Origin of the sequence: Micromonospora sp. NPDC005686 (assembly GCF_042871665.1) — a bacterium.
GTDB lineage: Bacteria > Actinomycetota > Actinomycetes > Mycobacteriales > Micromonosporaceae > Micromonospora.
Genome location: NZ_JBIAIY010000001.1, coordinates 148995 through 164148, shown reverse-complemented (window position 1 = coordinate 164148; position 15154 = coordinate 148995). Strand labels below are relative to the sequence as shown.

Here is a 15154-nt window from a genome sequence, read left to right as displayed (position 1 = left end):
CGCCCCGGCCGCCGCGCCGGTCACCGGACCCCTGCGGCGTCCATCCCGCGCAGTTCCTTCTTGAGGTCGGCGACCTCGTCACGGATGCGCGCGGCCAGCTCGAACTGCAGCTCCCGCGCGGCAGCGAGCATCTGGTCGTTGAGTTCCTGGATGAGGTTGGCCAGGTCGGCCCGGGCCATCCCCTCCCGCGACGGGGTGGCCGCGGCGCCCCGGCGGCTGCGCGTCTCCTTGACCGGCGCCTTGCCCCGGGACAACTGCCGCACGGCACCGCCGACGTTGCTGTTCTCGGTGTCCTCCGCCTCGCGGTAGATGTCGTCGAGGATGTCGTGGATCTTCTTGCGCAGCGGCTCCGGGCGGATGCCGTTCGCCTCGTTGTGCGCGATCTGCTTGGCCCGGCGCCGGTTGGTCTCGTCGATCGCGTTCGCCATCGACGGCGTGATCTTGTCGGCGTACATGTGAACCTGGCCGGAGACGTTACGGGCCGCGCGGCCGATGGTCTGGATCAGCGACCGGCCGCTGCGCAGGAAACCCTCCTTGTCGGCGTCGAGGATCGCCACCAGCGACACCTCGGGCAGGTCGAGACCCTCCCGGAGCAGGTTGATGCCCACCAGCACGTCGTAGTCGCCCTTACGCAGCTCGCTCAACAGCTCGACGCGGCGCAGCGTGTCGACCTCGGAGTGCAGGTAGCGCACCCGGATGCCGTTCTCCAGCAGATAGTCGGAGAGGTCCTCGGCCATCTTCTTGGTCAGCGTGGTGACCAGCACCCGCTCGTCCCGCTCGGTGCGCAGCTTGATCTCGTGCATGAGGTCGTCGATCTGCCCCTTGGTGGGCTTGACCACCACCTCGGGGTCGATCAGGCCGGTCGGCCGGATCACCTGCTCGACGAACTCGCCCTGCGCCTTCTCCAGCTCCCACGGGCCGGGGGTGGCGGAGAGGAAGACCATCTGGCCCACCCGCTCCAGGAACTCGTCGAAGCGCAGCGGCCGGTTGTCGGCGGCGCTGGGCAGCCGGAAGCCGTGGTCGATCAGCATCCGCTTGCGGGAGGCATCGCCCTCGTACATACCGCCGATCTGCGGGATGGTCACGTGCGACTCGTCGACCACGGTGAGGAAGTCGTCGGGGAAGTAGTCCAGCAGGCAGTGCGGCGGGCTGCCGGGCAGCCGGCCGTCCATGTGCATCGAGTAGTTCTCGATGCCGGAGCAGAAGCCCACCTGCCGCATCATCTCGATGTCGTACGTGGTGCGCATGCGCAGCCGCTGCGCCTCCAGCAGCTTGCCCTGCCGCTCCAGCTCGGCCAGCCGCTCGGCCAGCTCGGCCTCGATGTCGCGGATGGCCCGCTCCATGCGCTCCGGGCCGGCGGCGTAGTGCGTGGCCGGGAAGATCACCAGGCTGTCGACCTCACGGACCACGTCACCGGTCAGCGGGTTGAGGTAGTAGAGCTTCTCGATCTCGTCACCGAACAGCTCGATCCGGACCGCCAGTTCCTCGTACGCCGGGATGATCTCCAGCGTGTCGCCGCGGACCCGGAACGTGCCGCGCTGGAAGGCCATGTCGTTGCGCGTGTACTGGATGTCGACCAGCCGCCGCAGCAACTGGTCGCGGTCCAGCTCCTGCCCGACCTTCACCCGCACGGCCCGGTCGAGGTATTCCTCCGGCGTGCCGAGCCCGTAGATCGCCGAGACGGTGGCCACCACGATGACGTCCCGCCGGGTGAGCAGCGACATGGTGGCCGAGTGCCGCAGCCGTTCCACCTCCTCGTTGATCGAGGAGTCCTTCTCGATGTAGGTGTCGGTCTGCGGGATGTACGCCTCGGGCTGGTAGTAGTCGTAGTACGAGACGAAGTATTCGACAGCGTTGCGCGGCAGGAGCTCGCCGAACTCCTTCGCGAGCTGGGCGGCGAGCGTCTTGTTGGGGGCGAGCACCAGGGTCGGCCGCTGGAGCCGCTCGACCAGCCACGCCGTGGTGGCGCTCTTGCCCGTGCCGGTCGCGCCGAGCAGCACCGTGTTGCGGTCGCCGCGCCGCACGCGACGCTCAAGCTCGTCGATGGCAGCCGGCTGGTCACCGGCCGGCTGGAAATCACTGACGACCTGGAAGCGGCCGTCGAGCCGGGGAATGTCGAGCGCCATGACCTCAACGGTACGCCCGCGGTCCGACACTTCCGGCCACGACCACTTACCGTCCCTGATCGGCTTCGATATTCGCATTGTGTGGCGCATCTCACTGGTCTACCCTCGTACCGTAGGCCGCTCGCGGCGGCCGACCGGGCACGGTGATCGCCCCCTCGCGGGGCCGGTCGCCCCCGGCGCCAGGGCCGCAGCACCCGGGACGACCGGCGTGCGCGCCGACGGTGGTCGCGCGCAGCGCTGACCGGCCGCCGCGAGCGCCCCTGCTCGTCACCGAAACCCCGCTCTCGCGTTCTCCACTCGTGGGGACCTCTCCCGATCGCCGGCCGCGACGCGAGCCCGACGCCGGCACGCCCCCGCCCGCCGGCGAGCCGGGTCACCGGCGCGGCGTGAGCCGCCTCCACCGGTCGGCCGCGCGTGGCGACGGCGACCAGGCCGTACCCCGGGAGCCGGGGCGCGGCCACCGCCGCGCCCGCACCAGCACACCGGCCCGGCCCGCCACCGTGGCCGGCCGGCGCCGCCGGGCCGGCCTGCTCGCCGGCCATCACCCCGCGCTCACCACCCGGCCGGCGGGTGAGGCGGAACTGGACGGCGCCGACGACCCGCCGGACGGGCCGGACCGGCGCCGGATCGCGCTCGCGGCGCTCGTGGCCGTGGCCGCGATCTCCGCCGTGACGCTCGTCGCCGGCCTGCCGGCCTGGATGCCCGACCGGGCCGGCGAGGCCGGAGCCGAACGCCCGCTCACCGCCGCCGAGGCCGACCGGGTGGCCGCGCTGCGGGTCACCAACCTGCGCGACGTACGCGCCGGCGTCCGGATCACAGTGGGCGCGGACGCCGCCCGTACCGAGCTGGCCGGCTGGGTCGACTGGGCCCGTCCCCTGGTCTACCTGGACGTCGGCGGCCCGGGCGCGGGCGCCGACCGGGGCCTGGTGCAGGCCGTCGCGTCCGCGCTGCTGGTTCGGCCCGGCCCCGCCGCGCTTCCCACCCCGGCCCGGCCCCCGCTGGTGCCACCGGCGGACCGGTGGCGGATGCGCGATCCGGCCGGCGGGCACGGCCTCGGCGCGGTACGCGACCTGCTGCTCGGGCTCGGGGCCGACCGGGTCGACAGGCCCGTCCTCGGCGGGCGGTGGCTGCGCCGCGAGCAGGTCGACGGAGTCCCGGTGGACGTGTTCCAGGCGCCCCTGGCCCCGCTCGGCGACCGGTCGACGCTGTGGGTGGACGCGGACGCCCGGCTGCACCGGCTCACCGGCCGGCTGGCCGACGGCACACCCGTCACCGTCGACCTGATCCGTGCCGACCGGCCCGCCCTGCGCCCGGTGGACGCCCTCGGTGGCCGGCCCGGGCAGCCCAGGGCACTCACCGACGACGAGGCCGCCCGGCTGGCCGCGCTGCCCGCCCGGCTACGGGCACTGCGCGGCACGTCGGTGGACGTGGCCGCTCCGCTCAGCCCGTCCGCCGACCTGCGGGCCGCCGGCACGGTGGACTGGACGAGCCCGTCGGCGTACCTCGTCGTGGCCGAGGAGGGCAGCGGCCGGCGTACCCTGCGGTGGGCCCGGCCGGGCCGGGTGGCCGAGGCGCCGCGCTCCCCCGCTGGGCCCGCGGCGCTTCCGACGCCGATGCCGGCCGCGCTGCTCGCCGCCCCCGCGCGACCGCCCGGCGATGACCTGGACCGGCTGCTCGACGCGGCCCTGCGGGTGGCCCAGCACGCGCCCGGCGCCACCGCCCGGGTCCGGGAGGACCGGCTGGGCGACCGGACGGTCGACGTGTTCGCGCTGCCGGGCAACCGCCGCCTGTGGCTGGACCGCGGCGGCCTGCCGCGCCGGATGGAACTGCGCACCCGGCGGGGCGTGTGGATCCGGCTCGACCTCACGCCGGGCAGCGGCGGATCGTCGGCCCGCTGAGCCGGCGCGGCTCCACGGCCCGCCGAGCCGGCGCGCTCGGGACGGCTCGGTCAGGGCCGCCAGCCGGTCTGCGCCGCCCACTCCTCGGCGCGCAGGTGCTCCTCGTCGAACCAGGGATCGGCCACCGTGCCCCACGCGGCGCGCTCCGGCGCGGCCGCCGCCAGCTCCCGCTTCACCTGGAGGTAGTCGGCCCGCCGCGCCGGGTCGGCGCGCAGGTGCTCGCGCATGAGCAGCGCGTACCGCCAGCCGGGCGAACCGGCCTCCCGCAGGTGCAGGCGCACCGGCCGACCCGGGTCCGCGCCGCCGTGCAGCCGCTTGGCCCAGCGCACCTCCTCCGGCTGACGCGGCGTGTCCCACCACTCGCCCGGCAGCCGCGGGAAACCCGCCTCGGCCAGTCGCTGCGCCAGCGGCCCGTCCGCCTCCGCCAGCGAGGACACCGTCACCTGGATGTCGATCACGTCCGGGGCGGCGATGCCCGGCACGGCCGTGGAGCCGACGTGGTCGACCCGGATGTCGCCGCCGGCCGCGTGGCGGATCCGGGCGGCCAGCCGGGAGTACTGCGCGGGCCAGGTCGGGTCCGGCCCGGCCGGCGCCGGGTCGGGCTGGACGGCGCGGCGCTCGCGGACGTTGCGCTCGTAGGGCAGCAGGCGATCCCGCCAGAGGGCGTCGACCGCGGCATGCAGCTCGGCGAGCGTGCCGTCGTTGGTGAGCAGCACGTCGGCGACCGCGCGGCGGGTGGCGTCGTCGGCCTGCGCGGCGATGCGCCGCTCGGCCTCCGCCGGGGCCATGCCCCGGTCGCGGGTCAGCCGGGCCATCCGGGTGGGCACGGCCGTCTGCACCACGACCACCAGGTGGTACGTCGGCGCCAGTCCCACCTCGACCAGGAGCGGTACGTCGTTCACCACTGTCGCATCGGCGGGGGCGGCGGCGACCAGTTCGGCGCTGCGCGCGCGTACCCGGGGGTGGGTGATCCCTTCGAGCCTGCGGCGGGCGGCCTCGTCGCCGAAGACCACCGCGCCGAGGGCGGCCCGGTCCAGCGTCCCGTCGGCGTCCAGCACCTTGTCGGAGAAGGCGGCGACCACCTCGGCCAGCCCGTCGGTGCCGGGCGCGACGACCTCGCGGGCGATGCGGTCCGAGTCGACGATCACCGCGCCCAGCGTGGCGAGCCGCCTCGCCACAGCGCTCTTTCCCGATCCGATTCCGCCGGTCAGCCCCACTTTCAGCACCCGGACAGTCAACCGGATCGCCGGCCGCATGCCAAACCCGCCCGCCGTACGACGAGAGCCCCGCCCCCGGCGCTCCGCTGGTGCGGAACGCGGGGACGGGGCCCGTCGTCAGAGGCAGTCGCCGATTCGTCCGGTGGGACGATCAGGCGTCAGCGTCCGGTCACTTGCCGCCGGCGAGCTTCTCCCGCAGCGCGGCGAGCGCCTCGTCGGTGGCCAGCGTGCCGGCCGGCTCCTCGGCCTGACGGCTCGGGGCCGAGGTCGAGGTCGAGGTGGTGCCGGTGGTGGGCGGAGCCGGGTTGGCGGCGGCCTCGGCGTCGGCTGCGCGGGAGGTCTGCACCTGCTTGGTGTGGGCCTCCCAGCGCTGACGCGCCTCGGCGTACTGCTGCTCCCAGGTCTCGCGCTGCTTGTCGTAGCCCTCGAGCCACTCGCCCGTCTCCGGGTCGAAGCCCTCGGGGTAGATGTAGTTGCCCTCGTTGTCGTACGTGGCAGCCATGCCGTAGAGGGTCGGGTCGAAGTGCTCCTCGCCCTCGACGAAGCCCTCGTTGGCCTGCTTGAGCGACAGCGAGATCCGGCGGCGCTCCAGGTCGATGTCGATGACCTTGACCATGACCTCGGAGCCGACCTGCACGACCTGCTCCGGGATCTCCACGTGGCGCTCGGCCAGCTCGGAGATGTGGACCAGGCCCTCGATGCCGTCGTCCACCCGGACGAACGCGCCGAACGGCACCAGCTTGGTGACCTTACCCGGCACGATCTGCTGGATCGCGTGGGTGCGGGCGAACTGACGCCACGGGTCCTCCTGCGTCGCCTTCAGCGACAGCGAGACCCGCTCGCGGTCCAGGTCGACGTCCAGGACCTCGACCTCGACCTCCTGGCCCACCTCGACGACCTCGGACGGGTGGTCGATGTGCTTCCAGGACAGCTCGGAGACGTGCACGAGGCCGTCCACGCCGCCCAGGTCGACGAACGCGCCGAAGTTGACGATCGAGGAGACGACGCCCTTGCGGACCTGCCCCTTCTGGAGCTTGTTGAGGAACTCGGTGCGCACCTCGGACTGCGTCTGCTCCAGCCAGGCCCGGCGGGACAGGACCACGTTGTTGCGGTTCTTGTCCAGCTCGATGATCTTGGCTTCGAGTTCGCGGCCGACGTACGGCTGCAGGTCACGCACACGCCGCATCTCCACCAGCGACGCGGGCAGGAAGCCGCGCAGGCCGATGTCGAGGATGAGACCACCCTTGACGACCTCGATGACCGAGCCGCGGACGACGCCGTCCTCGTCCTTGATCTTCTCGATCGTGCCCCAGGCCCGCTCGTACTGCGCCCGCTTCTTGGAGAGGATCAGCCGACCCTCCTTGTCCTCCTTCTGGAGGACGAGGGCCTCGATGTGGTCACCCACCGAGACGACCTCGGCCGGGTCCACGTCGTGCTTGATCGACAACTCCCGAGAGGGGATGACACCCTCGGTCTTGTAGCCGATGTCGAGCAGGACCTCGTCCCGATCGACCTTGACGACGGTGCCTTCGACAATGTCGCCGTCGTTGAAGTACTTGATGGTCTCGTCGATCGCGGCGAGGAAAGCTTCCTCAGAGCCGAGGTCGTCGTGGGTGACCTTGTTGGCGCTCGAGGTGGCCTCGATGCTGCTCGTCATGTGGGCGGTTGCTCCGGTCGGATGGGTTGTCACAGCGGGCATGGGTGTCGCGGTGACTCTTCCGCGCCAACGGATCCGTCGCCGGGCACACCGAACGATCGACGCGAGAAGATCATTAGTGGCTCCGGTGACCGCGCACCTGCTCCCTGCCGAGGCACACGATCCGCGAGCGCATCGTCTAGCCTACCCGCTGCATTACCACAGCGTGCAAGCCCTCCCGGGTACGCGCGAACTCATCCCCTGCGAAAGCGGAGATTTTGCTCGGTAAGGTGCCATCGCTGTCTCGTCCGTCACATCCGCCCCAGCCGCCACCCCACCGCACCGCGTCCCCGCCGCCGGACCTAGCGTGAACCCGTGGACGACGACAGGGTGACCCACCGACGGGTCGACGCCGGGGAGATCCGCCGCGCCAACCGCGGCTGGTGGGACACCGACGCCGACACGTACCAGGCCGAGCACGGCGCGTTCCTCGGCGAGGTCGACTTCGTCTGGTGCCCGGAAGGGCTGCGCGAGGCCGAGGCCCGGCTGCTCGGCGACGTGGCCGGCCGGCGGATCCTCGAACTCGGCGCCGGGGCGGCCGCCGCCGCCCGCTGGCTCGCCGCCCAGGGCGCCCGGCCGGTCGCGCTCGACCTGTCCGCCGGCATGTTGCGGCACGCCGCCGAGGCCGCCGGACGCACCGGGGTACGCGTGCCGCTCGTGCAGGCCGACGCGCTCGCGCTGCCCTTCGCCGACGCCGCGTTCGACACGGTCTGCACCGCGTTCGGCGCGATCCCGTTCGTGGACGAGTCGGCGGCGGCGATGCGTGAGGTGGCAAGGGTGCTGCGGCCCGGCGGCCGGTGGGTCTTCTCGGTCACCCACCCGATGCGCTGGATCTTCCTGGACGACCCGGGCGAGGGCGGGCTGACCGCGGTGCACTCGTACTTCGACCGTTCGCCGTACGTCGAGCAGGACCAGGCCGGCGTGGCCACGTACGTCGAGCAGCACCGCACCCTGGGCGACCGGATCCGGGAACTGGTCGGGGCGGGCTTCCACCTGCTGGACCTGGTGGAACCGGAGTGGCCGGCCGGCCACGAGGGAATCTGGGGCCAGTGGAGCCCGCTGCGCGGCCGCCTGTTCCCCGGCACCGCGATCTTCGTGGCCGAGAAGCCGGCGGACTGAGCTGGAGGATCGCTCACCCTGCCGGACGCCCCCCGGCGTCGAACTCGCAGCCAGAGGCTCAGCAGCGAGGTGATCGAGCTGGCCGAGCCCTTCGCGATCAAGCTGCCGATCGCGGAGATCCGGCCCTGACGACGCCGTTACTCGGTATCCACCGCGGGTAACCGCGCGGCATGGCCGAGAACGAGTTCCGCGCCGGCGACCACGTCTCCTGGGCCAGCCACAGCGGCCGGGCGTACGGCGTCGTCAAGGAGAAGCTGACCGAGCGCACCCACGTACGCGGGCACACGGTGAACGCCTCCCCGGAGCAGCCGCAGTACCGGATCACCAACGACGACTCGGGCCGCGACGTCGCCCACCGCCCGGAGGTGCTGCGTCATGAGTCGCGATGAGGACCCGCAGCAGACGTACCGGGAGTTCACCGACGCGGTGAACATGAAGCCGGGTGAGCTGACCCGCTGGCTGGAGACCGCGGAGTCCAAGCACGTCGGCTGGCACAAGAAGGGCACGCAGGGTGGCGAATCGGTCGGGCACGACTCCGGCCGGCGCATCGTCGACCTGCTGCGCCGCAAGCGCGCCGACCTGACCGCCGCCGACTACAAGCACATGCGCAAGGTGATCGGGTACGTCCACCGGCACCTGGCGCAGCGGCCGTCCGGCGACGTCCGGGACACCAGGTGGCGCTGGTCGCTGATGAACTGGGGGCACGACCCGCTCAAGGGTTGAGCCGGCCGGTCCGCTCGCCGCGTGCACTGCGGCACTACGAGGAACACGGGCTCATCGCCTCGGCCCGGGCGGCGAACGGCTACCGCGAGTACGACGCCGGGGTCGTCACCCGGGTCCGCAACATCCGTCACCTGCTCGACGCCGGGCTGACGCTGGACGACGTGCGGGTCTTCCTGCCCTGCCTGGACGGGGACGTGGCGTCGGCGCCGCCGTCTCCGGCCGGGCTGCGGGTCTGCCGGGACCGTCTGGCCGTGCTGGACGCCCGGATCGCGGCTCAGACGGCCGTCCGGGACCGCTTGGGCGCCACCCTCCAGGCCGCCACCCCACCCTCCGCGCCTCTGCTCTCCCCGCCGCCCTCGTCCCCGCCGCCGCCCCGCTCGCGGTGATCAAGGAGTTCGTGTCACGCCCGGGCCCGTTCGGGGACGCCAACTCCTTGATCACCGCCGGTGAGCTCCGGGGGGACGTGCGGGACGCCAGGTGGCGCTGGCCGGCGGCCGGGAGCCGCAACGGCTCAGTCAGACGTTCCGAATCCCACATCCATCACCGACCATTTCGGCAACTGGCAGGGCACCGAGGACACCTGGCCGACCGCCACTCTGGGACCCGTCTTCCTCCACTCGATTCCCCCGACGGTTATGCAGGTGACCTTCACCCAGACGGTGCCGGTGCCGCCGGTGCAGGTCGCGTGTCCGGCGCCGTTCAAGCTCCAGGCGCTGCACCCGGTCGGGGCCGCCTGCGCGGCCGTGGCGGGCGTGAGGGCCGCCACGGCGGCCAACAAACCGGCTGCCGCCACCCGGCTCACCATCTGACGTACGCCCATCGCCGCCACCTCTTAGAAGTCGATGAATATAGACAACTATAAGGATGGCGACGGGCGCGGGCAAGAACGACTAGTGGTCGGCGCTGTTCCAGTCGCGGCCCTCGCCCACCGACACCTCCAGCGGCACCGACAGCGGGTACGCCTCGCCCATCTCCTTGCGCACCAACGCCTCCAGCGCCTCCCGCTCGCCCGGCGCGACCTCGAAGACCAGCTCGTCGTGCACCTGCAACAGCATCCGGGAGCGCAGCCCGGCGTCGCGCAGCGCGCTGTCGACGTGCAGCATGGCGACCTTGATGATGTCGGCCGCCGAACCCTGGATCGGGGCGTTGAGCGCCATCCGCTCGGCCATCTCCCGGCGCTGCCGGTTGTCGCTGACCAGGTCGGGCAGGTAGCGGCGACGGCCCAGGATGGTGGAGGTGTAGCCGTCCTGGCGGGCGCGGGCCACCACCTCCTGGAGGTAGTCGCGGACCCCGCCGAACCCGGCGAAGTAGTTCTCCATCAGCCCGCGCGCCTCCTCGGCGCTGATGCCGAGCTGCTGGGACAGGCCGAACGCGCTGAGCCCGTACGCCAGGCCGTAGTTCATCGCCTTGATCTTGCGGCGCTGGTCGGCGGTCACGTCGCCGACCTCGACCGTGAAGACCGAGGACGCGGTGGCGGCGTGGAAGTCGTGCCCGGAGTTGAACGCCTCGATCAGCGCGTCGTCCGAGGACAGGTGCGCCATGATCCGCATCTCGATCTGGCTGTAGTCGGCGGTGAGCAGGCACTCGTAACCCTCGCCGACCACGAACGCACGCCGGATCCGGCGCCCCTCCTCGGTGCGGATCGGGATGTTCTGCAGGTTCGGCTCGGTGGAGGACAGCCGCCCGGTCGCCGCCACCGTCTGGTTGAACGTGGTGTGGATCCGGCCGTCGTCGGAGACCGACTTGAGCAGACCGTCGACTGTCGACTTGAGCTTGGCGACGTCGCGGTGGCGCAGCAGGTGGTGCAGCAGCGGGTGCTCGGTCTGGGCGTAGAGCCACTGCAGCGCGTCGGCGTCGGTGGTGTAGCCGGTCTTGATCTTCTTGGTCTTGGGCAGGCCCAGCTCGGTGAAGAGGATCTCCTGCAACTGCTTCGGCGACCCCAGGTTGAACTCGCGGCCGACCACCTCGTAGGCGCCCTGGGCGGCGGCCTTCACCTCGGCGGCGAAGTGCGCCTCCAGCTCGGAGAGGTAGTCGGTGTCGGCGGCGATGCCGGTGCGCTCCATGGTGGCGAGCACCCGCATCAGCGGCAGCTCCACGCCGGCCATCAGCCGGGCCGACTGCTCGCCGTCGCGGGACAGCTCGGCGTCGATCGCGTCGGCCAGGTCGAGCGTGGCGCGGGCCTGGAGCATGAGGTTCTGCTCGGCCACGCTCTCGTCGCCGAGCCCGTCGAGGGTGAGCTGACCGGTTTCCGGCGCGTCGACGCGCAGCTCCCGGTGCAGGTAGCGCAGGGCCAGGTCGGTGAGGTCGTAGGAGCGCTGGTCGGGGCGGGCCAGGTAGGCGGCGATCTGGGTGTCGCGGGCGATGCCCTGCAGCTCCCAGCCGTGCGCGGCGAACGCCAGCACCGCCGGTTTGCTGTCGTGCAGCACCTTCGGGCGCTCGGCGTCGGCGAGCCACCCGGCCAGCGCGGCCTCGTCACCGGCGCCCAGGGCGCTCGGGTCGAACCAGGCGCCCGCGCCGGCGGCGGTGGCCAGCGCCATCGCGGTCACCGTGGCGGTGTGCCGGCGGTTGGGGCCGGTGTCGAGCGTGACCGCCAGGCCCACCGGGGCGCCCGCCGGGGCGTGCGTGTCGAGCCAGCCGACGAGCGCGCCCGGCTCGGTGAGCACCTCGCCGGCCAGATCGAAGCCCGCCTCGGCCTCCGGCTCGACAGCCTCCAGGTATTGGTAGAGCCGGTCGCGCAGGATGCGGAACTGGAGCGTGTCGAAGACCTGGTGCACGGCTTCGCGGTCCCAGCCCTGCCAGCGGGCGTCCTCGGGGCGGACCGGCAGCTCAAGGTCGGAGACCAGGCAGTTGATCTCGTAGTTGCGGATCACGTCGGCCAGCCGCTCGCGCAGGCTGTCGCCGGCCTTGCCCTTGATCTCGTCGGCGCGGGCCACCACGCCCTCGACGCCGCCGTACAGGTTGATCCACTTGGCCGCGGTCTTCGGGCCGACACCCGGTACGCCCGGCAGGTTGTCGCTGGTCTCGCCGACCAGCGCGGCCAGGTCGCGGTAGCGGTCCGGGGTGACGCCGTACTTCGCCTCGACCGCGGCCGGATCCATCCGGGCCAGGTCGGAGACGCCCTTACGCGGGTAGAGCACAGTGACCCGCTCGCCGACGAGCTGGAACGCGTCCCGGTCGCCGGTGGTGATCAGCACGTCCATGCCCTGATCGCGGGCCTGGAAGGCGAGCGTGGCGATGACGTCGTCGGCCTCGTAGCCCTCCCGCTCGACCACCGGCACCCGCAGCGCGGCGAGGACCTCCTTGACCAGGCTGACCTGGCCCTTGAAGTCGGTGGGGGTCTCGCTGCGGCCGGCCTTGTACTCGGCGTACTTGTCCGTGCGGAAGGAGCGGCGGGAGACGTCGAACGCCACCACGATGTGCGTCGGCTGCTCGTCGCGCAGCACGTTGATCAGCATGGAGGTGAAGCCGTAGACGGCGTTTGTCGGCTGCCCCGTGGTGGTGGAGAAGTTCTCCACAGGCAGGGCGAAGAAAGCCCGGTATGCCAGGGAGTGTCCGTCGACGAGGAGCAGGCGCGGCGTCGTAGCTGTCACGGCAGCGACTCTAGTCCGTACGCCCGACAACTCCGGCCTCCGGTGCGGCGCGCGCCGCACCGGAGGCCGAGGTCAGAGAACCTTGGCCAGGAACGCCTTGGTCCGCTCGTGCTGCGGCGCCGAGATCACCTCGCGCGGGTCGCCCTGCTCGACCACCACGCCACCGTCCATGAACACGAGGTGGTCGCCGACCTCCCGGGCGAAGCCGATCTCGTGGGTCACCACGATCATCGTCATGCCGTCGCGGGCCAGGTCCTTCATCGTGTCCAGCACCTCGCCCACCAGCTCCGGGTCGAGCGCGCTGGTCGGCTCGTCGAACAGCATCAGCTTCGGCCGCATGGCCAGCGCCCGGGCGATGGCCACCCGCTGCTGCTGGCCACCGGAGAGCTGACCGGGGTACGCGCCGAGCTTGTCGCCCAGCCCGACCCGGTCCAGCAGCTGCGCGGCGTGCTCCCGGGCCTGCGCCTTCTTGGCCTGGCGCAGCAGCACCGGGGCCTCCATGACGTTCTGCAGCACCGTCATGTGCGGGAACAGGTTGAACCGCTGGAACACCATGCCGATGGCGCGGCGCTGCGCTGCCACGTCCCTGTCCCGCATCTCGTACAGCTTGCCGCCGCGCTCCCGGTAGCCGATCAGGTCGCCGTCCACCCGGATCCGGCCGGCGTCGATCTTCTCCAGGTGGTTGATGCAGCGCAGGAACGTCGACTTGCCGGAGCCGGAGGGCCCGAGCAGGCAGCACACCTCGCCGGAGCGGACCTCCAGGTCGATGCCCTTGAGCACCTCCAGCGGCCCGAACGACTTGTGCACCTGCTCGGCCCGCACCATCAGCCCGGACTCGGCCCCCGACACCTGCGGGGAAGCGGTCATGTCCGTCATTGCGCCGTCCCACTCGTCGTGCTGCCACTCTCGGCGGCGAGCCCGCGCAGCCGCTGCCGAGCCCGCGTACTGCGTCCGACGCCCTTGGAGTAGTGCCGCTCCAGGTAGTACTGCCCCACCAGCAGGACGCTGGTCAGGAGCAGGTACCACAGCGTCGCGGCGACGTACATCGGGAAGGGTTGGAAGGTCCGGGAACCGACGGCCTTGAGCTGGAAGAACAGCTCCATCGACACCGGCACGAAGGCCACCAGCGAGGTGTCCTTGAGCATCGCGATGGTCTCGTTCCCGGTCGGCGGAATGATCACCCGCATCGCCTGCGGCAACACGATCCGCCGCAGGATCTGCGCCCGGCTCATGCCCAGCGCCTGAGCCGCCTCGGTCTGCCCCTCGTCCACCGACTGGATGCCGGCCCGGACGATCTCGGCCATGTACGCGGCCTCGGACAGACCCAGCGCCAGCATGCCGGCGACGAAGCCGGTCAGGATGTCCACCGCGCTGAACCCGAACAGCCGGGCCTCGAAGTCGTGCAACCCGAACAGGGCGCCGATCTGCCGATCGAACGGCAGACCGAACTCCAGCCGCGACCAGAGGATGCCGAGGTTGCCGAAGAGGATCGCCAGCACCAGCCGGGGCACCGCCCGGAAGAACCAGGTGTAGACCCAGGCCACGCTCCGCAGCACCGGGTTGGGCGACAGCCGCATGATCGCGATGACGATGCCCAGGCCGATGCCGATCACCATCGACGTGATCAGCAGCAGGATGGTGCCGCGCAGCCCTTCGATGATCGGCGGGCGGAACATCTCGTCCACCATGAACGACCACTGGAACGCGGAGTTCGTGACCAGCATGTGCACGAACATCGCGACCAGCACGGCGATGACCGCCACACCGGCCCAGCGCCCGGGGTGCCGCACGGGCACGGCCTTGATCGGTTCTGGCCGTGCCCGTCCGGATGTGTCGGCCGACATGGTCAGACCGACGGGTTCAGTTCGGCGTTGGTGATCGCGCCGCCCTCGACACCCCACTTGCTGAGCGCCGCCTTGTAGCTGCCGTCGGCGATGACCGCCTGCACGGCCTCCTTGAGCACCTCGGCGAACGCCTGCTGGTCCTTTTTCACCGCGTAGCCGTACGGCGCCGACTCGTAGATGTCGCCGAGCACCTCAAGCTGGTCGTTGCTCTGCTTCACCGCGTACGCGCCGACCGGGGAGTCGGCCAGCATGGCGTCGTTCTTGCCGCTGCCCACGGCGGCGGTGGCGTCGCTCTGCGCCTGGTACTGGTCGATCTTGATGGCCGGCTTGCCGGCGTCGGTGCACTTCTTCGACCGGGCGGTGATGTCGTCGAGCTGGACGGTGCCGACCTGCACGGCGATCTTCTTGCCGCAGGCGTTCTCCGGGTCGACCCCGGCCGGGTTGCCCTTCTTGGTCGCCCACTGGGTGCCCGCCGAGTAGTAGCTCACCATGTTGACCGTCTTGAGACGGTCGGGGTTGATGGTGAACGACGAGACGCCGACCTCGTACTTGCCCGAACCCACACCGGGCAGGATCGCGTCGAACGGCGCCGACTCGTACTCGGCCTTGAGGCCGAGCTTCTGGGCCACCGCGTTGAACAGCTCCACGTCGAAGCCGACCACGGTCTTGCCGTCGGCGTCGAGGAACTCGGCCGGGGCGTACGTCGAGTCGGTGCCGACCTTGATCACGCCGTCGGCCTTGATGGCGTCCGGCACCTTCGCGGCGAGGGTGGAGTCGGCCGAGGCGGACACCGACGGGCCGTCGCCCGGCTCGGCCGAGTTCTCCTTCTCGCCGCACGCGGCGAGGGAGAGCAGCAGGACGGCCGCACCGGCGACGCCGAGCGCCGCCCGCCGTCCGGGGTTGGGGTGGAACATGGCTGTACTCCTTATTGCGAGGGGTCG

The 15154-nt window shown here is 71.8% G+C and carries 12 protein-coding genes and 1 pseudogene; 6 read left to right on the top strand and 7 right to left on the bottom strand.

Features of this window, described 5'->3' with window-relative positions; translation table 11 throughout:
- Nucleotides 1-20: 20 nt before the first annotated feature.
- Entirely contained in the window at nt 21-2126 is a 2106-nt protein-coding gene (gene uvrB, locus ACFYON_RS00755; RefSeq protein ID WP_354872740.1) for an excinuclease ABC subunit UvrB, read from the bottom strand.
- Between the two features lie 386 nt (nt 2127-2512).
- On the opposite strand from uvrB, the gene ACFYON_RS00750 reads away from it, so the two are divergent.
- Nucleotides 2513-4024, top strand: a complete 1512-nt coding sequence (locus tag ACFYON_RS00750) for a hypothetical protein (protein WP_354872742.1) — start codon at nt 2513-2515, stop codon at nt 4022-4024.
- A 50-nt stretch (nt 4025-4074) separates the two neighbouring features.
- On the opposite strand, the gene coaE is transcribed toward ACFYON_RS00750, so the two are convergent.
- Together coaE and rpsA are read right to left on the bottom strand one after the other, a co-directional pair.
- Nucleotides 4075-5250 carry a dephospho-CoA kinase gene (coaE, locus tag ACFYON_RS00745; protein ID WP_354872745.1) on the bottom strand — a complete coding sequence of 392 codons (1176 nt, stop codon included), beginning with the start codon at nt 5248-5250 and terminating at the stop codon, nt 4075-4077.
- Between the two features lie 160 nt (nt 5251-5410).
- On the bottom strand, nt 5411-6940 hold the full coding sequence (gene rpsA / locus ACFYON_RS00740) for a 30S ribosomal protein S1 (RefSeq protein ID WP_355015104.1): 1530 nt from the start codon (nt 6938-6940) through the stop codon (nt 5411-5413).
- Between the two features lie 312 nt (nt 6941-7252).
- On the opposite strand from rpsA, the gene ACFYON_RS00735 reads away from it, so the two are divergent.
- The 5 genes and pseudogenes from ACFYON_RS00735 to ACFYON_RS00715 all read left to right on the top strand — a co-directional run bounded on the left by ACFYON_RS00735 (nt 7253) and on the right by ACFYON_RS00715 (nt 9588).
- The gene (locus ACFYON_RS00735) at nt 7253-8056 is read left to right on the top strand and encodes a methyltransferase domain-containing protein (protein WP_357707412.1); all 804 of its coding nucleotides are present in this window, start codon (nt 7253-7255) and stop codon (nt 8054-8056) included.
- A gap of 170 nt (nt 8057-8226) precedes the next feature.
- Nucleotides 8227-8445: a DUF2945 domain-containing protein gene (locus ACFYON_RS00730; RefSeq protein ID WP_013287506.1), complete on the top strand. Its 219-nt coding sequence runs from the start codon at nt 8227-8229 to the stop codon at nt 8443-8445.
- A pseudogene (locus ACFYON_RS00725) lies at nt 8432-8776 on the top strand (DUF3140 domain-containing protein); the annotation flags it as partial. The gene ACFYON_RS00730 and the pseudogene ACFYON_RS00725, both read left to right, overlap by 14 nt.
- Entirely contained in the window at nt 8776-9165 is a 390-nt protein-coding gene (locus tag ACFYON_RS00720; protein WP_354872753.1) for a MerR family transcriptional regulator, read from the top strand. The pseudogene ACFYON_RS00725 and the gene ACFYON_RS00720, both read left to right, overlap by 1 nt.
- A gap of 255 nt (nt 9166-9420) precedes the next feature.
- Nucleotides 9421-9588, top strand: a complete 168-nt coding sequence (locus tag ACFYON_RS00715) for a hypothetical protein (RefSeq protein ID WP_354872756.1) — start codon at nt 9421-9423, stop codon at nt 9586-9588.
- An 81-nt stretch (nt 9589-9669) separates the two neighbouring features.
- On the opposite strand, the gene polA is transcribed toward ACFYON_RS00715, so the two are convergent.
- The 4 genes from polA to ACFYON_RS00695 form a co-directional block, all read right to left on the bottom strand.
- The gene (gene polA, locus ACFYON_RS00710) at nt 9670-12369 is read right to left on the bottom strand and encodes a DNA polymerase I (RefSeq protein WP_355015105.1); all 2700 of its coding nucleotides are present in this window, start codon (nt 12367-12369) and stop codon (nt 9670-9672) included.
- Nucleotides 12370-12441: 72 nt separating this feature from the next.
- A complete protein-coding gene (locus tag ACFYON_RS00705; protein WP_355015106.1) occupies nt 12442-13236 on the bottom strand; it encodes an amino acid ABC transporter ATP-binding protein in 795 nt (264 codons plus the stop codon).
- Nucleotides 13237-13241: 5 nt separating this feature from the next.
- Nucleotides 13242-14213: an amino acid ABC transporter permease gene (locus ACFYON_RS00700; protein ID WP_355095039.1), complete on the bottom strand. Its 972-nt coding sequence runs from the start codon at nt 14211-14213 to the stop codon at nt 13242-13244.
- 2 nt (nt 14214-14215) lie between these two features.
- Nucleotides 14216-15127, bottom strand: a complete 912-nt coding sequence (locus ACFYON_RS00695) for an ABC transporter substrate-binding protein (protein WP_355095037.1) — start codon at nt 15125-15127, stop codon at nt 14216-14218.
- Nucleotides 15128-15154: the final 27 nt, after the last annotated feature.